15 protein-coding genes and 1 other annotated feature are annotated in these 19130 nt (G+C 50.8%); of the genes, 1 reads left to right on the top strand and 14 read right to left on the bottom strand.

What is annotated here, in order from left to right; genetic code table 11:
- Positions 1–11: 11 nt before the first annotated feature.
- The 9 genes from L6H65_RS10715 to hemL form a co-directional block, all read right to left on the bottom strand.
- Positions 12–254, bottom strand: coding sequence for a DUF4321 domain-containing protein (locus L6H65_RS10715; protein ID WP_236341551.1), 243 nt, complete (start codon positions 252–254; stop codon positions 12–14).
- Between the two features lie 60 nt (positions 255–314).
- Positions 315–1805 carry an SPOR domain-containing protein gene (locus tag L6H65_RS10710; RefSeq protein ID WP_236341549.1) on the bottom strand — a complete coding sequence of 497 codons (1491 nt, stop codon included), beginning with the start codon at positions 1803–1805 and terminating at the stop codon, positions 315–317.
- Positions 1806–1956: 151 nt separating this feature from the next.
- Positions 1957–2145, bottom strand: coding sequence for a hypothetical protein (locus tag L6H65_RS10705; protein ID WP_236341547.1), 189 nt, complete (start codon positions 2143–2145; stop codon positions 1957–1959).
- A 90-nt stretch (positions 2146–2235) separates the two neighbouring features.
- On the bottom strand, positions 2236–3642 hold the full coding sequence (gene murC / locus L6H65_RS10700) for a UDP-N-acetylmuramate--L-alanine ligase (protein WP_236341545.1): 1407 nt from the start codon (positions 3640–3642) through the stop codon (positions 2236–2238).
- 7 nt (positions 3643–3649) lie between these two features.
- A complete protein-coding gene (locus tag L6H65_RS10695) occupies positions 3650–5026 on the bottom strand; it encodes a bifunctional folylpolyglutamate synthase/dihydrofolate synthase (RefSeq protein ID WP_236341543.1) in 1377 nt (458 codons plus the stop codon).
- A 57-nt stretch (positions 5027–5083) separates the two neighbouring features.
- Positions 5084–7744, bottom strand: a complete 2661-nt coding sequence (locus L6H65_RS10690; protein WP_236341541.1) for a valine--tRNA ligase — start codon at positions 7742–7744, stop codon at positions 5084–5086.
- Between the two features lie 109 nt (positions 7745–7853).
- Positions 7854–8092: a binding site (T-box leader), on the bottom strand.
- Between the two features lie 183 nt (positions 8093–8275).
- Positions 8276–9667: a LysM peptidoglycan-binding domain-containing protein gene (locus L6H65_RS10685; protein WP_236341533.1), complete on the bottom strand. Its 1392-nt coding sequence runs from the start codon at positions 9665–9667 to the stop codon at positions 8276–8278.
- Between the two features lie 95 nt (positions 9668–9762).
- A complete protein-coding gene (locus L6H65_RS10680; protein ID WP_236341911.1) occupies positions 9763–10752 on the bottom strand; it encodes an RluA family pseudouridine synthase in 990 nt (329 codons plus the stop codon).
- Between the two features lie 1067 nt (positions 10753–11819).
- Positions 11820–13130 (bottom strand): glutamate-1-semialdehyde 2,1-aminomutase, encoded by a 1311-nt coding sequence (hemL, locus tag L6H65_RS10675; RefSeq protein ID WP_236341523.1) that lies wholly within the window; start codon positions 13128–13130, stop codon positions 11820–11822.
- A 114-nt stretch (positions 13131–13244) separates the two neighbouring features.
- On the opposite strand from hemL, the gene L6H65_RS10670 reads away from it, so the two are divergent.
- Positions 13245–13898 carry a Crp/Fnr family transcriptional regulator gene (locus tag L6H65_RS10670; protein WP_236341909.1) on the top strand — a complete coding sequence of 218 codons (654 nt, stop codon included), beginning with the start codon at positions 13245–13247 and terminating at the stop codon, positions 13896–13898.
- Between the two features lie 19 nt (positions 13899–13917).
- Here L6H65_RS10670 and hemB read toward each other — a convergent pair whose 3' ends face one another.
- The 5 genes from hemB to L6H65_RS10645 all read right to left on the bottom strand — a co-directional run bounded on the left by hemB (position 13918) and on the right by L6H65_RS10645 (position 19058).
- The gene (gene hemB, locus L6H65_RS10665) at positions 13918–14913 is read right to left on the bottom strand and encodes a porphobilinogen synthase (protein WP_236341521.1); all 996 of its coding nucleotides are present in this window, start codon (positions 14911–14913) and stop codon (positions 13918–13920) included.
- A complete protein-coding gene (gene cobA / locus L6H65_RS10660) occupies positions 14910–16490 on the bottom strand; it encodes a uroporphyrinogen-III C-methyltransferase (RefSeq protein ID WP_236341518.1) in 1581 nt (526 codons plus the stop codon). The genes hemB and cobA overlap by 4 nt, the downstream gene beginning before the upstream one ends.
- A 3-nt stretch (positions 16491–16493) precedes the next feature.
- The gene (hemC, locus tag L6H65_RS10655) at positions 16494–17462 is read right to left on the bottom strand and encodes a hydroxymethylbilane synthase (protein ID WP_236341516.1); all 969 of its coding nucleotides are present in this window, start codon (positions 17460–17462) and stop codon (positions 16494–16496) included.
- The gene (locus L6H65_RS10650) at positions 17462–18118 is read right to left on the bottom strand and encodes a precorrin-2 dehydrogenase/sirohydrochlorin ferrochelatase family protein (RefSeq protein WP_236341508.1); all 657 of its coding nucleotides are present in this window, start codon (positions 18116–18118) and stop codon (positions 17462–17464) included. Before L6H65_RS10650 ends, hemC begins: the two co-directional genes overlap by 1 nt.
- Before the next feature lie 121 nt (positions 18119–18239).
- The gene (locus L6H65_RS10645; RefSeq protein ID WP_236341506.1) at positions 18240–19058 is read right to left on the bottom strand and encodes a cytochrome C assembly family protein; all 819 of its coding nucleotides are present in this window, start codon (positions 19056–19058) and stop codon (positions 18240–18242) included.
- Between the last annotated feature and the right edge of the window lie 72 nt (positions 19059–19130).

Below are 19130 nucleotides of genomic sequence, written 5' to 3'. Positions count from 1 at the left end.
GAGAATCTGTTCTACATTCTGCGATATACCCATATGGCAATGATGACACCGATCATGCTCAACAGGCTTATATTGATGTGGATGGTTAAATCATAGCTGAACACAAGCAAATCAGCAGCAGGAGACCATTCAATTTCTGACGTTTTCGTCAAAAATGATAGTCCCGGGACGGGCTCCAACCATCGCGACAGCAATGCGCCGGTCAGTAGACCAATTATGATGAATAGCAATAAAATCCATATATTTTTCTTCATCTTCCAACGTCCCTCGCCATATTTTGACACCCACTTTATTATACGCTCGAAAGGATCGCTTTACAATGCGTCCATTGACGCAAACCATTCATTCTGAACAAAAATCGCCTCCATCAACGCCGTCTGTATGGACCAAAGATGCGCATCCGAATTATTTTTCTCATATTCTCCCGAAGCAATCACAGCAGTATTAATCGCTTGCTGAAGCTTGTGAAGCGAGGTTCGTCCAACGTTATCAACAACACCCGACTCCATGCGTGCAGAGGTCTGTGTCCACTTCTGATGCAGATCGCTCCAATCCCCAACCCCGTCTGTACTTTGAACAAGCTTCGCTACTGTCATATTCCCCAGCTTGTCAATCAGTTCACGCGTTTGCCTGAAGAACGTCTCAGCAGTCGAGGCATCGCCAGCAAAGGTAAGGGAGGATATGGCCGGCTGATTGATTTCCTTCACGTACAGCTCCATATCCGCGAGAATCTGGCTCAACATAAGGGCATTGCTGCGGTCGCCTGCCATGCCTATGAAAACTCTGAAATCGTCATTCGAAGCAAGCTGCGCTGCGGCAAGTCCCTTGTCATTGAGCCCGGCAATTGCTTCATCCAGCCCGTCCTTGCTGCTGAACACCCCATATTGAAGCATATAATAGGTTGCTGCCGGTATGTTGACGGGAACAGTTCCTCCAACTATTGATCCGGATGTTATATCTTTCCCGCTACCGGATATGTCATTCGCACCGTTAGTAGATGGAGAAAGCCCCGTTGTGCTGCCGGACAGATTGCCATCGGAATTGGCATCATCCAGAGAGCTCTGCGCATTCGCTGCCATATTCACAGAATCAACAGCACCTCCGGTCTGGTCGCCTGTGAACAAAGCGAGCACCAAATAACCGAATAACGCCCCTGTTGCCACAGCCCCGATCACAGAGGCCAGTACTTTGTACCAGGAAGGACCGCGGCCTGGGCGGTAAGGCACCGCTGTTACAAGAGCTCCGCGCCCGAGTAAGCTCGACTCTCCAGCACGAACATCTTTGGTTAGGAGAAGCTCTGTTTCCTCCATATGCGCATTCACATTTCGTGGCGGCGGCGGGATAACTTCCGGGCTTTGCCCACGTTTCTCTACATATGGGCGGCCTTCATCACCTAGAGGAATGTAGTTGCTCCAATCGATATTGGGTTTCAAGTTCTGGTCAGCCGGCGCTTCACTGGGCATGAACGCTTCTGCTTCCATAGTAGCTGGCTTCGTTTCATTCGGCCCTTTGGCTGGAGATATGTCATTAGGCTGTTTCGCAGGGACGGCTGCTTTACGCAAGCCTTTAAGCGGCCTTGACGCTGTATCGTTGCCGTCTGTTGCGCGAATCAGCTCCTCAAGCGCACGCGCATCATCTTGAAACGGACTTTTCCAGCTCCCAATGTCTGATGTGAATGTCAACTCTTCCTGAAAAAAAGACACGACATTGGATTGTACTCGTTGCTCCGCTGCTTCCGACTTCCGCTCTTCGCGGGCTCCATTGCCTTTGTCGAATCGGTATGTAATGCGTGCTTTTTGATTCATCTCACTCTCTCCTTGTCCACATTCTCTAATGATAGAGTATGAAGAGTTTGAGAGATTTAGAACCTGAAAGCCGCCCCGCCAGCCCTCTGCCTCCAGGCAACAAGCATTGATGCAAGTCCTAATTAATACGAGCAGCCATCTTGATAATAAGCTAGTCCCTGCCTATAAAGAATTGACGATTCTTCATCGAAAAAAGCTTTATGTTTTTTGGCTTCTTCGGGCCGACTGTTCCGCTTACAGTTGTCTCCAGCATCGACGCCCCGCACTCCACGCCGTTCATGACAACCTTCGCTTCGCACACAATTGCTCGTGTCCATGAGTCCATTCTTAGAATTCCCACAGATCAAACCCTCCTGACTAGAGCCGAAATTTATGTTAAAAAGGACTATTCCGATAATCCGGAATAGTCCCTTTCAGTTTCATAATATTGCTACTCCCCATGCTTTGCGCGGAGGGATTTGGCCAGGCCGTCGGCAGCTTTCCAAATATCCCCCGCTCCCATTGTAATAACAAGGTCGCCAGGCGCTACTCGTGCGATCAGCACTTCCTGGACCTCTTCCTTGCTCGGTATATAGGTCGTGTTTTTATTGCTATTCAATAAGATCAACTCCACTAGCCGCTTGGAATTGACGCCCTCAATTTGTTGTTCACCAGCCGGTGAATAAATATCTGTAATGATGACTTCATCTGCTTCCGAGAACGCGCGGCTGAACTGCTCCAGCAGGAAATAAGTACGCGAATACCTTTGCGGCTGGAATACGGCAATAATCCGTTTCCCCGTTGCTTTAGCTGCACTTATCGTCGCTTGAATCTCGGTTGGATGATGCGCGTAATCATCAATAACAAGAATATCATTCACCTCGCCCAGCACCTGGAATCGGCGCTTGGCACCACGGAAGTCAACGATCGCCGCAGCGATATCATCAAAGGAGATGCCTGCACCCAAGCAGGTTATCACAGTGGCCATTGCATTATATACGTTATGGCGACCCGGCACAGACAGCTTGATGCGACCAAGAGTCTGGCCAAGATGCGTCACAACGAACGAAACCTGACGATCCCCAAGTACAATGTCCTCCGCCTTATAATCGGCCTCTCCATCAATCGCGTAAGTGATCAGGCCTGATGACGAACTGCCAAGCGGACCCGCACTAAGCTGAGGAAGCAATTCCTGAATATTGATGTCATCCGCACATACAATCGCTTTTCCGTCTTCCTTGACTTGACTGAGAAATTGGACATACGCTGATTTCAGCTTGCCGAAATCGCCATCATAGTTTTCAAGATGATCAGGCTCGATGTTCGTCACGATAGCAACTGCTGGATGATACTGTAGAAACGAGCCATCGCTCTCATCAGCTTCCGCAACTACATAATCGCCTTTTCCCGCCTTTGCATTCGTACCGACATTGACGATTTCTCCGCCGATAATGTAGGTGGGATCAAGCTCACAGGTTTCCATAACCAGTGCAATCATCGAGGAGGTCGTCGTCTTCCCGTGCGCTCCCGCTACTGCCACCCCTTTGCCGTTATTCATCAGTCGGGAGAGCATTTGAGCGCGATGCAGAATCGGGATGTTGAGATCCTCCGCCGCTATTCGTTCTACATTATCTCGGGATAGCGCCGTTGAATAGACGACAAGATCAGCACCTTTAACATGCTCTGGTTCATGTCCGATATAGATATGCGCCCCTTTGGCCGCCAGCTTCTCTGTAAGCTCCTGGCCTGCAACATCAGAGCCGCTCACCTTATAACCCATTTCCAGCATGACCCGCGCAATCGCGCTCATACCATACCCGCCGATACCAATGAAATGAACGTGTTCTGCCTTATTCAAAAACGGATCACCATCCTTTTTCAGATTCTGTGTTGTAAAGCAACTGCGAGCGAACATCGGCAATCAAATAAAGCGTGCCGGTCACCACCGCCAAATCGGCATTGCCGGTCAATTGCTGCAGCCGATCCAACGCTTTTTTCCAGTTCGGTTCAATTATTAGCTCGAATGCACTGCCGATTTCCTCCTGCATTTCCTGTACCAGCAATGCAAGCTCCTCTGCAGGCTTTGCTTTGCGGAAATGGGGCTCAGTCACAACGAGCGTATCCACTAGAGGTAGTATATGCCGCAATGTGTCACTATGATTCTTATTCGCCAGCATCCCGATCATAAGATGAAGCCGCTCATACCGATACGTCTCGCGAAGCGCCGCCGCCAACGTTTGCGCTCCCTCTGGATTATGCGCTCCGTCCAGCAGGATACGCGGTGATTCCTTGACCATCTCCAGACGTCCAGGCCATGCCGCTTCCTGTAATCCCCGGCGCAAATCATCATCTTCCAGAATAAGCGCATAGTACTGGCGCATAACCTCCAGCGTCATAACAGCAACCGCAGCATTCGTCCGTTGATGAGCACCGCTGAGTGTGATCGTTAGCGGCTCAATCGAACGGAGAATTCCCCGAAAAGCAAAGGTCTGCCTATTCTCCTTCACCTCAAGCGTGGATTCAGAGAAATGGTCGCCCAGCAAATATAAGGAGCTGTTGTTCTTGCTCGCCGTATTGACAATAATATCTACAGCTTCAGGCTGGGTAACTGCGCTTACGACCGGTACACCAGGTTTAATAATCCCAGCCTTCTCCCTCGTAATGTCCGCAATCGTATCCCCCAGAATATCCATATGGTCATGGCCTACATTCGTGATGACCGAAACGAGAGGCGTGATTATATTCGTAACATCAAGCCGGCCCCCAAGCCCAGTTTCCATGATGACAAAATCAGGATAGGCAACCTTGGCATAATAGAGGATAGCCAGTGCAGTTGATACTTCAAACATAGACGGAGACCCTAGCTCAGTTGCCGCGATCTCTTCCACACAAGGCCTCAGATCATTCGCAAGCTTAAGCAGAGTCTCTTCCGGGATATCAACCCCGTTATATTGAAATCGGTTCGTGAACTTTGTAATATACGGTGACGTAAAGGTCCCTACATCATAACCGCAATGGATCAGCACACTGGTCAAATAAGCACAGGTAGATCCCTTGCCATTCGTGCCGGCGACATGAATAAACTTTAGCCGGCGCTGCGGATTGCCGAAGGCCTCCATCAGCTTCAGGATGCGCTCCAGGCCGGGACGAATGCCGAACGGAACAAGTCCTTCGATCCAGTCCCTTGCTTCCTCATATGTAGCAAACGGAGCTGTCTTAGCTCCCAGATGCTGGTCACTCATATTGTCTCGCCCTTCTTCCTCAGTAACCATCGATGTCAGAAACAGTGGAGCAGCGCGTTATCCGCGCAGCTCCGCTATTCTTGCTCTCACCTTATCGCGTTTATCCGCGTAATCAGCCATCTTGGCCTTCTCTTCCTCAATGACCTTGGCAGGCGCCTTTGATACGAACCCTGCATTGCCCAGCTTCTTCTCAACACGCTCAACCTCGGCGTTCAAGTTCTGAATTTCCTTCTCCAGCCTTGCAATTTCCTGCCCGATATCAATTAGACCCGCAAGCGGCAAATACAGCTCCGCACCCGTAATAATGGCGGTCATTGCCTTGTCAGGAGCTGATAGGTCTACGCCAATCTCCAGCATGGATGTACCGCAGAAGCGGCTAATAAATTCCTCATTGCGGCTCAGTATGGCCGCTGCCTCCGCGTTGGAAGGCTTAATAAGCAGCTCCACCTTTTTACTCATCGGTACGTTTACTTCAGCACGAATATTCCGAACCGCGCGGATAACCGCCATGAGAAGCTCCATCTCGCGAACAGCCTCCGGCGCTTCCAGTGCCGCATCGTATTTCGGCCACTCCGCGAGTGTAATCGTGTCTCCCTCATGCGGCAAGTGTTGCCATATTTCCTCACTAATAAACGGCATAAACGGGTGGATGAGCCGCTGTGTCCGATCCAGCACATAAGCAAGCACAGATTGCGTTGCCCGCTTCGCTTCGGCATCATTGCCATACAGGCTCAGCTTCGCGAACTCAATATACCAGTCGCATAGATCATCCCATATAAAATTATTCAACAGACGACCCGTCTCGCCGAATTCATAGACATCAATCAAGCGCGTTACATCACGCGACGTTTCATTCAGACGATGCAGAATCCAGCGGTCAGAAGTGCCGAGCTTGCCGCTAATATCGATATCCTCCGCTGTGACTCCCTCCAGATTCATGAGGGCAAAGCGCGAAGCATTCCATATTTTATTGGCGAAATTGCGTGCCTGCTCCACCTTGTCCCAACGGAAACGCAAATCTTGTCCTGGCGTACTGCCCGTCGAGAGCATGAACCGCATCGCATCTGCGCCATAACGTTCAATAACGTCAATCGGATCAACGCCGTTGCCAAGCGATTTGGACATCTTCTGATTATTCTCATCCCGCACAAGACCGTGTGTGAGCACATCCTTGAATGGAATTTGCTCAGTAAATTCGAGAGCGGTGAAGATCATGCGCGCAACCCAGAAATAAATAATATCATAGCCCGTAACGAGCAAGCTTGTCGGGTAGAAGCGTTTCATATCTTCCGTTTCCTGCGGCCAGCCAAGCGTCGAGAACGGCCATAAGGCCGAGCTGAACCACGTATCAAGAACGTCCTCATCCTGTCGTAGCGAGGAGCTGCCGCATTTGCTGCATTCGGTCAAGTTTTCGCGGGATACATGCATAGCCTCACAAGAATCGCAGTACCACGCCGGAATCCGGTGTCCCCACCATAATTGACGTGATACGCACCAATCGCGAACATTCTCAATCCAGTTCAAATAGATCTTCTCGAAGCGATCCGGCACAAAGTTAACGCCTTTGCCAGAACGCTGCGCTTCTATCGCCGTTTCAGCAAGCGGCTTCATGGATACAAACCATTGCGTGGACAAATACGGCTCAATTACAGCTCCACTGCGCTCACTATGTCCCACCTGATGCACATGGTCCTCAATTAGAATGCATACGCCCTGATTCTGCAGGTCAGCAACGATCCTCTTCCTGCAGACCGCTCTGTCCAGTCCCTTATAAGGACCGGCCTCCTCATTCATCGTGCCGCTCTCGTCCATGATGACGATTTGGGCCAGATCATGCCGCTGACCAACCTCAAAGTCGTTCGGATCATGCGCTGGTGTAATTTTGACCGCGCCGGAACCAAACTCCTTGTCCACATACTCGTCGCCTACAATCGGAATTTCGCGGCCTATAATTGGAAGCACCAGCATTTGTCCGATCAGATGCTTATAGCGCTCATCCTCAGGATGAACAGCTACAGCTGTATCGCCAAGCATCGTCTCAGGGCGTGTCGTCGCTACAGTCATGAAGCCGCTGCCGTCCTTGAGCGGATATTGCAAATGATAGAGGTGACCATTCACTTCCTTGTGCTCCACCTCAATGTCTGACAACGCAGTTCGGGCAGCAGGGTCCCAGTTGATGATCTTCTTGCCGCGGTATATTAATCCTTTATCGTACAGGCGTACGAATACTTCTCTAACCGCTTGAGAAAGTCCCTCGTCCAGCGTGAACCTTTCGCGGGAGTAATCGAGTGAGAAGCCCATCTTAGCCCATTGCTGATGAATGGTTTCCGCATAATGCTCCTTCCATTCCCATACCTTCTCAAGAAACTTCTCCCGACCCAGATCATGACGGGAAATTCCCTCCTCGCGCAGCTTCTGCTCCACCTTCGTCTGCGTTGCAATGCCGGCATGATCACTGCCCGGCAGCCACAATGCATCGAATCCTTGCATCCGTTTCGTGCGAATCATAATATCCTGAAGCGTGCAGTCGAGCGCATGCCCGATATGCAGCAATCCTGTAACGTTGGGCGGCGGAATAACGACCGTGTAAGACGGCGCATCAGGCCGGTTGCCAGCTTTAAAATAATCGCCTTTCAGCCAATACTCATACCAACGTGCTTCCGATGCTTTCGGGTCGTATGTCGTCGGCATCTCGGTCGTCACTTGTTTCTCAGACATCGTTTCCTACCTCCAATAATTTCGCAAGCCGGCTCCCGGCGTCCAGGGACGCGGTCCGGATGACGTAGCTGCTTAGAGAAAAACAAATAAAACCTTCCGCCCCTATATTGCAAAGGACGAAAGGTTTAGCTTCCGCGGTACCACCTTTGTTTCGTTCAGCGCGATAACGCTAAGTACGACACCTCAAACAGATAACGGCTGCTGCCGGCAGGAACTAACGAATCGATTCGTTTCATTCGAGCAACTCCGGGGTGACTTGTCGCAACAGTCAATCCTGCAGAACCTCTCAGCGTAACAGTTCCACTCTCTGAAGGCACAGCTGCCACTCTTCCCCATCAACGTCTTTATAGTCAAAGTATAACCCTATATTTTCTATCATACACGTTATTAATTACCCGCGTCAATCCCAGCAGCTGGCCTCTCCTTCACAGGCTATTGAAAAAGTCAGTCCATATATTCGCTGAAAAGCGGAAAACGATAAGCAATCCCCCTGCAAAGACCTCGTCGGCCTGAAGGGGGATTGCGAACAAGTCATGGTATATAGAGCACTTGGCCCTCAGTAATATTTCCGTCGGAGAGGCGATTATAGAGTGCGATCTCGCGCGGCTGAAGCTGGTAACGGCCAGCGATTAATTCCAGTGTCTCCTCGCGCTGCACAATACATATGCGCAGCTTGCGGAATGACTCATCGATGGACTGGCCGAAGAAAATATTTTTCCATTCAATATCATCGCCAGCCGACTTATTCGCTTCCTCAGCCGCTTTCTGAGCGGATTGCTCCGCGATCGCCCTTGCCTCCTGCTCACGCTTGCTCGACTGGAGCAATGAACGAATTCCCAGGCCAGAGGCCGCCGGGTCAGGTTCTGCCGTCACTGATTTGCCCACTAGCGCAACACGTATTTCTTTCTTGTTATCCAATTCCGCTGAAGTCACATCACTAATTGGCGGCGGAGCATGAAAAGCCGAGGGCGTCGCTGCTTCCTGAAAGGAATCACTACCGCTGTTCTGAGGACCTGTTTCATCCATATTTGCCCCGGAATCGAAACGCTCACGCTCAGGTTCCGGCTGCTGGACGAATGAATTCACTGGTTCCGAGCTTTCATTCTTTTGCGCTGCCGATCCAGACTCATTCTCCTCCCGGAAAAAAGCCGCTCGCTGCTCAGCCTCCTGCCTCGCTACCTCGCGCTCAGTCTCATTGCGAGCTAATGCTTCACGCTCTTCCTCCTCGCGCCGAATTGCCGCTCGCTGGCTCTCTTCACGACGAATTGCTGCTCGTGTCTCCTCTTCGCGACGAGCAGCCTCACGCAGCAGCTGCTCCTGCGATTCCGCTTCGTACTGCAGCGCCTTCTCCCTAGCCTCTGCTTCTTGAATCAAACGTTCACGCTGCTGTAGCTCCAGAGCCGTCCGATGCTCCAGATCATTATCTGTTACGGGAACTGACGGCTCTGCCCATTGATCCAAACTGCTGAAGGGCTCAACCTGTTCAGGCTCCGCTTCACGCCTATGAACGACTGTGAATGGCTCTTCCCGCTGCCAGCTCTCCTGCTGGGGCTGCTTTTCCAGCTCAATGCCCAGCAAGGATAGAACTCCTGTAATATTGAGTGTTCTTGATGACAGGAGCTCGACATCGAAATTATCAATTTCTACCGAGATGTCGTCAAGCCGATGAACACGGTTCATCGGCAGCGTAATTTCAACCGGAATCCAATGCTCCAGCGGCTGCTCGACCGAAGGATCATCCTGCGCTCGATAAATACCCGTTAACAGCAGATGTCCTTTGAGCAGCACCTGTTCACCTTGCTGTACAATTTGGATGCGTGGAACAAGCTCAATTTCTTCCAGTTCATCGATTGCTGCCATGTCATCAGGCAAATGCACACGTTCATATACGTCAAATCGCAACCCGTTCGACCCGTTGGACACGCTTGTCGTCCTCCTTTCCCCTACTCATAGCTTGGTTACAGCTATCTTCCCTATTTATCTATATGGCCTGGGGAGGACGAACATGACTACGATTTTTATTCGATGCTGATCTGCTCGCGGACTTTAGTGAACCAATAAGGCTCTGGAGCAGCTGTTGTTATTTCATTTCCAGTCAACGGATGCGGAAAAACAAGAAGCTCACCGCGAAGCGCCTGATGATTGAGGTAAAGATTGCTTCCGCCATATAGCGTATCACCGACTAGCGGATGCCCCAAATGGCTCATATGCACACGAATTTGATGCGTCCGGCCGGTATCTAGCTGAAGTCGCACCAGCGAGGCCAGACGATATTCCTCCGCAACCTTATAGTGAGTGACCGCCTGATCCCCTGTATTCGAAACTCGTCTGCGGGCGCCATGATGCCGATCCTTGCCTATCGGTTCATTAATAGTACCTTGCTTGCGCGATAACGTTCCTTGTACGATTGCGGCATATCGCCTGTCAATCCTCTTCTGCCTCATCGCTTCATCAAGACGCAGTTGCGCAAGATCATTCTTTGCGAAAAGCACAGGGCCTGCTGTATCGTCATCCAGCCGATGAATATGCTTCACTGGCTGTGGATCTCCCATCATCAAACAATGACGCGCCGCTGCTTCAGCCAACGTACCGCGCTGACCGGGAGCAGACGGGTGGACTGGCATACCGGATGGTTTATCCAATACGAGGCACCAGTCGTCCTCATAGAGAATCGATATCCCCTTCTCCGCAGGAGAGGGAGGAAGCTTCGCCAGCCGATACATCGGTTCTCTCTCCACATCTGCCGAAGGAAAGGCGCGCAGCCGAACGGCCTCATCCATTAACTGTATACCACCTACTGAGAACAAGCGGTTGATCCATCTCTCCGGAAACAGCGAACGAGCCAGCAGCCATTGCCGCACATGATGCGGATGACTCTCGGCCCGCAAACCAGTCATTTCATTGCCATCACCAGATGTGTTTCGCAAATCGGAGCCCGTCCATGCCTCCAGCGCTTCCACAGGCAGCTCCAGCCAATCCCCATTTCGCACCATATGGTCCCATTCCATCACACTGCTCTCCCTCCTAAAAGTTTTGCATCGCAAAACTGCATCGAGCATATCCCTAAAAAGGTTTTGCTTCGCAAAACTGCATCGAGCATCCCCAAGTTTTGCCGAGTACAATACATTGCAGCATATCTTTAAAGTGTTGCCGAGCATATTGCATCGTCAGAGGCTATAGTGACAATCCACGGTGCATTTTCCCATTGGCATGATTTTTCAGTCGGTGCTACCATTCTCGTCGCTGCAGAAATACAGAAAAATTGATGAGAAAGCGTAATTTCGGGTCCATCTCCAGTCAAATCAAGCTGTCGGGTAAAAGTCCGATGGACAATGAACTGAAATCGTTCCTATTTCCTATTCAACCTACTGTTGACGAATATAGATAACGGTCCCCATTGCAGCAAAGGCAATGTCTACTGCTACTATCCGCTGTAAGCAGGAAATTCCGTGTTAACGCGAGAAATTTCAGCGCGAAGTGTGCTGTAAGCAGGAAAAATCGTGTTATAGCGTGGGCAAAGCCTTTCCGGTTGCTTTCTCTGTAGCTTTAAAACGGAAAAACCTGCTTACAGCGTACCAAACGAACATTTCGCGAGCATTAAGCCGGAAAAAACGGCTTAATGCTCGTGCTGTGTGAGGCGGCAGGTCTGCCACTGGCATAGTGCCGTTCTGACATACTGAGATACTGAGATACTGACATTCTGACATACTGGAATTCAGACATACTGGCATTCTGGCATACTGGCATACTGGCATACTGGCATACTGAGATACTGACATTCTGACATTCTGACATACTGGAATTCAGACATACTGGCATTCTGACATACTGACATACTGGCATTCTGACATAGTGCCAGTGGCACAGCCGTTGCCATTCGTGAGGGGGCGCAACTGATAAAGCAGCGCCACTTTCATGCTGAGGGTGACGTAGAGCAGCCTATTGGCGGGGAAGCCTTTGTTGAGCCCACATACGCTATCGCCACGCAAGCCTAAAACAAGAACCGGCTGTTGGAATTCACCAACAGCCTGGTCGCAAAAAACATATTCATTGTGTGGACTCACATTCCACGCAATTACGAATTCACTAACCTTCTCAGCGCCTCATCATGCGCTGCAATCGTTGCGTCAATGGCTGCTTCGTCATGAACCGCAGAGACGAACATCCCTTCAAATTGCGATGGCGCAATACTGACACCCTGATCCAGCATGTAGCCAAAATATGCTCTAAACCGTTCCAGATCTGCTCCCTTGGCTGTATCATAATTAATAACATGGTCCCCTGTAAAGAAAGGACACACCATAGAACCGACCCGATTAATCGTACATGCGACCCCATGCTTGGAAGCATTCGCTTCAAAGCCGCGCTGCAGTCGCACAGACAGCTTTTCCAGATGCTCGTAGGTTTCCGGTTTCAACAGGCTTAACGTTGTATAGCCTGCTGCCATGGCAAGTGGATTGCCAGACAATGTGCCCGCTTGATAAATCGGTCCGCTTGGTGCGATCATCTCCATAATTTCGCGTTTACCGCCATATGCTCCAACCGGCAACCCGCCGCCAATGACTTTGCCCAGACAGGTCAGATCGGGTGTAATGCCGTACAAGCCTTGCGCACAATGATAGTGAACACGGAAGCCTGTCATCACCTCGTCGAAGATCAGCAAGCTTCCGTACTGCTCAGTAACCTCGCGCAGACCTTCCAGAAAGCCTGGAAGCGGAGGAACGACCCCCATATTTCCGGCAATAGGCTCGACAATAATACACGCAATCTCCTCGCCGAACTTCTCGAACGCCAGCTTGACAGAAGCCAAATCATTATAAGGCACGGTAATGGTATGGGACGCGATGCTTTCCGGCACACCTGGACTGTCCGGCAGTCCAAGAGTCGCTACGCCTGATCCTGCTTTGATCAGAAGAGAATCGGCATGACCGTGATAAGAGCCCTCGAACTTCAAAATTTTGCTGCGCTTCGTATATCCTCTTGCCAGGCGGAGAACGCTCATCGTAGCCTCAGTGCCGGAGTTAACCATCCTCACCACTTCAATAGACGGAACACGCTCGCACACAAGCTCGGCCATGACCGTTTCCAGCTCAGTCGGCGCGCCGAAGCTTGTTCCTTTCTCGGCAGTTCGCTTGATGGCCTCGATTACCTCAGGATGAGCGTGCCCCATAATAAGCGGTCCCCAGGAACCGACATAATCGATATAGTTATTGCCGTCAATATCATAGACCCGATAGCCTTCGCCACGCTCCATATATACTGGGGTCAGACCGACAGAGCGGAATGCGCGAACAGGCGAATTCACCCCGCCCGGGATAACCTTTTTCGCTTTTTCAAAAGCAATTTTAGAACGTTCATCCTGTCTTTTTCGATAAATTTCGCTCAAATTCGACACTCCTACCTGTTATTTAGTCATGCTCCTATGGTACACTTCTATGAGAATAGTCAACTGGTATAGACGGACAAACCTATATGAAAGAGGCGGATTGTAGTGATCGAAATGTTAAAAAAGGTGCAGCTGTTTGAAAGCTTGAATGATGAGCAGCTGCAGCATATCCTGTCTATCGCGAACAAGCAGATTTTCTCTACTGGCTCTGTGCTGTTCCATGAGAATGAACCGGGAGCTGCCTTCTATGTTCTGCTCAAGGGATCTATCAAAATCTTCACACGCGGCTCTTCGGGAGAAGAGAAGGTGCTGTCTCTTATAGGAGCAGGCGAAAGCTTCGGCGAGCTGTCCCTTATTGATGGCCGGCCACGCTCCGCATCCGCACAAGCAGTAGAACCTTCAACCGTGCTAACTGTAACTGCCAAGCCGTTTCTGGAGCTGCTGCGTCACCATTTTGACATTACCCATCACATTATGACGGAGCTTTGCCGGCGTCTGCGTGACACGAACCAGCATGTGTACGACTTAACCTTTCTGGATGCCAGAACAAGAGTGCTCAAGAACCTTATCCTGCTGGCGAACCGTCATGGATCACGAATCGGCAATAAAATTACAATCCGAATTCCATTGAACTATGACGAGCTGGCCCAGATGGCTGGCGTTCCTAAGCAAGCGCTCTCCCAAGTGCTTCGAGATTTGGAGGATCGACTTATCTTATCCAGCGGTTCCAATGAATACACGCTCGATCTATCACGCCTTAACGGTTAACCGTTAAGGCGTTCCTCTATTATTCGCCTCTCAGCCACCTGGCAGCATCAAGAGCATGGTACGTTATGATCAGATCGGCCCCTGCACGCTTCATGCCAGTCAGCGTCTCCAGCACGACAGCCCGCTCGTCAATCCAACCGTTGCTCGCCGCAGCTTTTACCATGGAATATTCAGCACTTACATTGTAGGCAACGACGGGAAGATCAAAGTGCTCCTTCAACATGCGCAGCACATCCAGATACGCAAGCGCAGGCTTGACCATCAGCATATCTGCACCCTCCACAACATCCGATTCCGCCTCACGAAGCGCCTCGCGGGAATTCGCCGGGTCCATCTGATAGGTTTTGCGGTCACCGAATTGCGGGGTAGAATGGGCTGCATCCCGGAATGGGCCATAGAAGGCCGATGCATATTTAACGGAATAAGACATAATCGGGATCATATCATAGCCCGCTTCATCCAAACCATCGCGAATGGCGGCAACGAAGCCATCCATCATGTTGGAAGGCGCGATCACATCCGCACCAGCTTGAGCTTGCGATACAGCAGTACGGACCAGCAGCTGCAATGAAGGATCATTGTCCACCTCCGCTGCCCCTGAATGCGCATCGTGATGAATGAGGCCGCAATGACCGTGATCGGTAAATTGACATAAGCAGGTGTCTGCCACGACAACGAGCTGAGGCGCCCATGCTTTAACAGCACGAATAGCCTGCTGCACAATCCCTTCCTCATCAAATGCCGATGAACCTGACGCATCCTTGCGATCAGGGACGCCGAAGATAAGTACGGCCTGCACACCGGCAGCTACGACAGCTTCGACCTCAGCCTGCAAGAGATCAAGAGAGAAATGATAAACGCCAGGCATGGAAGGAATCTCATCCTTCACACCGCTTCCATGTGTCACAAATAGAGGATAGATGAAATCATGAGCTGTTAATTGGGTTTCACGCACCAAATTGCGAAGCCCAGCCGTTCTGCGCAGCCGGCGATGTCTTGTTATCGGAAAACTCATTCTTCTGGCGCCTCCTTTGCCGTTATCCCTCTGGATGTCAGTCTTGCAGTTGCAATCGCATCAATTAGCGCATCAATTGTAGCATCCTCCGGTTGTATCGTAACCGTAAGACCTGCTTCCACAGCCGTCTTCGCGGTCAATGGACCAATACAGGCAATCTCTATACCATTCAGCACTTGCTGAGGCTCCTCAATGCCCATTCGTCTCATGACAGCAAGCAAATTTGTTACTGTAGAGGAGCTGGCGAAGGTGATGACGTCTACCTTGCCATCGACAAGAAGCTTGAGTGTTTCCTCTTCCTGATCTTCCGCGATAATCGTTTCGTACACATCAATCTCGACAGCCTGCAATCCTCTAGCCTCCAGCTGGCGCGGCAGCACCTCGCGTGCCAGATCGCCGCGCGGCAGAAGCGCGCATTGCCCTGGCTTCATGCTTTCGGACAAGCTGTCAAGCAGCCCTTCGGCCTGGAATATAACTGGCAGCACGTCGATCAGCAGGCCTCTCCGCTCCAATGCTTCTGCCGTCTTAGGACCTACCGCAGCAATTCGCGCCTTGTGGAAGGCCCGAATATCAATGCCAAGCTTCTTAAGATAACCGAAGAAATATTCAACGCCATTCACGCTCGTGAATATAAGCCAATCATAACGGTCCGCATTGCGCAGCGCCGTCTCAATTGCTCCCACCACTGCTGGATTAGCAGGCTCTCTCGTCTCAATAACGGGAAACTCGCAAGGCTCTCCGCCCAGTTCCTCAATACGATCCGACAAATCGCTGCTCTGCGCTCTCGCTCTGGTGACCATAACTCTCGTGGCAAAAAGAGGCTTGCGTTCATACCAGTTCAGCTTCTCCCGCTGTCTGACAACCTCACCGACAACAATAACAGCAGGCGGCTTGAAATTCGCCTCCGCTACTATGCCCTCTATCGTTTGAAGCGTGCCGATTATCGTTCGCTGCTCTACCCGCGTTCCCCAGCGGACAAGCGCAACAGGCGTCTCTGGCGGCTTGCCGTGACGAATAAGCTGATCGGCAATATAACCGATCTTGGCAACGCCCATTAGAAATATTAGTGTTCCCGTCGCATTGGTAACCTTATCCCAATGAATGCTTCTATCCAGCTTATCCGGGCTTTCGTGTCCAGTAATAATCGATAAGGAAGAGGCCAAGTCTCGATGTGTTACAGGTATGCCGGCATAGGCAGGCACTGCAATAGCCGATGTAATACCGGGCACGATTTCGAATTCGATTCCATTGTCGTACAGCAACTCCGCTTCCTCGCCTACACGCCCGAACACGGTCGGATCGCCGCCTTTAAGTCTGGTCACGGTCTTGCCTTGGAGCGCTAAATCAACAAGAAGCTGATTAATCTCTTCCTGTTTCATTGTATGGCGATCGGGAAGCTTGCCGACATAAACCTTTTCTGCTCCCGGCTTCAGAAATTTAAGCAGTCTGGGACTAGCTAAGCGATCATAAACGACTACATCGCATGCTCGTATGCATTCCTGCCCTCGAACTGTAATCAGCCTTGGATCTCCGGGGCCAGCACCGACAAGATATACTTTTCCTTTCCCCTTCTCCATCGCTCATCCCCCAAATTCAATTAAGATGCGTTCTGCCCCTTGTGCTTTGAGCGCATCTGCCAGTGCAATGCCAAGCTCCTCCGGGTTGTTTCCTTGAAGTGTTTCTTTCAGCAAGATCGAACCGTCAGGCAAACCTACGATGCCCGTAAGCTCCAGCTGCTTCGAAGCTTTCTCATCATTAGATTGGAGCAAGATAGCATGCGCCCCAATCGGAATTTGGCAGCCTCCGTTCAGCGCCCCAAGGAAGCTGCGTTCAGCACGAACGGTTAGCGCACTGTCATTATCATTCAACAATGCCAGCAGCTCCAGCACCTGCGTATCTTCCGCGCGGCACTCGATCCCTAGCGCCCCTTGACCAACAGCCGGTACAGATACATCCTCTTGCAAATAGGATGAAATTTTCTCTTCCCAGCCCATGCGCTGCAAACCTGCTGCCGCCAAAACAATGGCATGGAATCCTTCCGTCTCCAGCTTGCGAATCCGCGAATCAATATTGCCTCTTATTGATTCAATCTGCAGATCCGGCCGAGCCCGCTTCAGCTGACATGCACGCCGCAGGCTGCTTGTGCCAACCTTCGCCCCCTGAGGCAGCTGCTCCAGAGACATGCCGTCCCTGCTAATTAGGCAATCGCGAGGATCGACCCGTTTCGGTATAGCGCCATTCACTAATCCTTCCGGCAGCTCGTAAGGCATATCCTTCATACTATGAACAGCCAGATCAATCTCGCCATCGAAGAGCGCCTGTTCGATTTCCTTAACGAAAAGCCCTTTGCCGCCAACCTTTGACAATGTCACATCAAGAATACGGTCGCCCTTCGTTACAATTTTGCGAATTTCAAACTCATAGTCGAGATTATGCGAGGCACAGAGTGCTTTCAACTGATCAATGACTTGTCCTGTTTGAGTGAGCGCAAGCGCGCTTTGCCGTGTGCCTACAACAATGATTCGCCGTCCATCCCTGATATATGCCATTATGTATGCCTCCCATCAACCGTCTGCCCCAGCTTTACTATCCAGTCTTCAATACTTTCGTCTGCGCGCACTTCCGCAGGATTGCCTACTGCCACAATCTCAGCGGCTAGCCTCAATATGGCATGCCTTCGCGCTTCATCCGGCTCTCTCGCAAGCATTCGCTCCCGAAGCTCCCTCAGGAGCGCCAGACGACCGGCAAAGTCCTCGCCATACAACGCTTCCAGCTCTCGTTTCATTCGTGCCGTGAGCGCAGGACTCGCGCCTCCGGTCGTTATTGCAATTAGCAGCTCTCCGCGACGGACTGCTGCAGGCGTAACGAAATCGCCCTGTTCGGCAAGATCGGCCACATTTACCCATATCGCCGCTGCCCTGCAGGCTGTTGCGATTGCATCATTAACGCTCCGTATGGGAGTAGCGGCAAAAACAATCGCTGCCCCGAAGAGATCACTTTCTAGGTATTCCCTGCACTTCAGCAAGATAGACCCCTCTGCGGACAACTGCTCCAGCCCACTCGTTGCCTGCGGGCTCACCACAATCAGCTCGTTCGCTCCTGCAGCAAGCAGGCCGCGCACCTTCCTCTCGGCCACCGCTCCGCCTCCGACAACGACACAGCGTTTGCCGTTAAGATCAAGCATAACAGGATAGTAGGCTACCATCCGTCAAGACCCCTTCCAAGAACAGATCATGATCGTTCAAACTTGAACAAGCCAAGCTACCCTAGACGCTAGAACATAATTCGCTTATTAACAAAACAATCAATCGGTCTGCAGCTAAGCTTTACGACCAGCTATGAAAGGAAGATGCTTCATTGATAACCAAGGTGAACAGCAGCAATGCAAAGCAGAACAAATTCCACCGTGCCGTCTTCCAGCTCGGACTGTCAAACCAGCGGTAGTGAAGCATATTCCAAATATAGAACACCATCGCGATCAACGAAACAATCACCTTCAAATCAAGAAGCAGCCCATATCGGCCTTCTACCATTATTGAAGTGACCGCTATTGCGAGCGACATCGTCAGCAGCGGAGTGCCTATGAGCACGAATCGATACATCGACCGATTGATGACATCAAGACTTGGCAGCCTTTGTACCGTTTTCGTCCATCGCCTGCTCTTCAGCCTGCCATGAAGAAATAAGTACATGCCTGAGAAAATCGCTCCAATCGTCAAAGCAGCATAGGCGCATATCATCAGACTTACGTGAACGACCAGCAGTTCTCGCGCAACCTGCCAGGGCTCTAGCGAAACGCCGGACCGAATGCCAAATAAATTAAGTGTAAGAACCGCAAAGCCCGCGACATTGACGAAAAAAACAATAAACTCAATACGAAAAAATCGGCTGATAACAAGCGAAATCGTTATTAGCAGCCACGAAAAGAATAACAAATATTCAAACAAGGACATGAATGACAGATTAATATGGGAAATAATCCGATGTATGAGAAAAGCAGTCTGCAGCACCCAAACGAAAATAAGGAGCCCTGTTCCCATCCGTTTTGCCTGCCGATTGCGATCTACGAAATCGGAAAAGTAAAACAGGAGGCTCAGGGCATACATATAAAGCATTGCATCATATAACCAATTTTGCGTAATCATAAGCGCCTCCACGAGCCATGCATTTCTATCTCATGATAGCGAAACGGCGGCCTAGCGCCGCCTGCTTGCCGG

The organism is Paenibacillus plantiphilus (assembly GCF_927798095.1).
Lineage (GTDB): Bacteria > Bacillota > Bacilli > Paenibacillales > Paenibacillaceae > Paenibacillus_Z > Paenibacillus_Z plantiphilus.
This window is presented reverse-complemented; position numbering and strand designations above follow the sequence as displayed.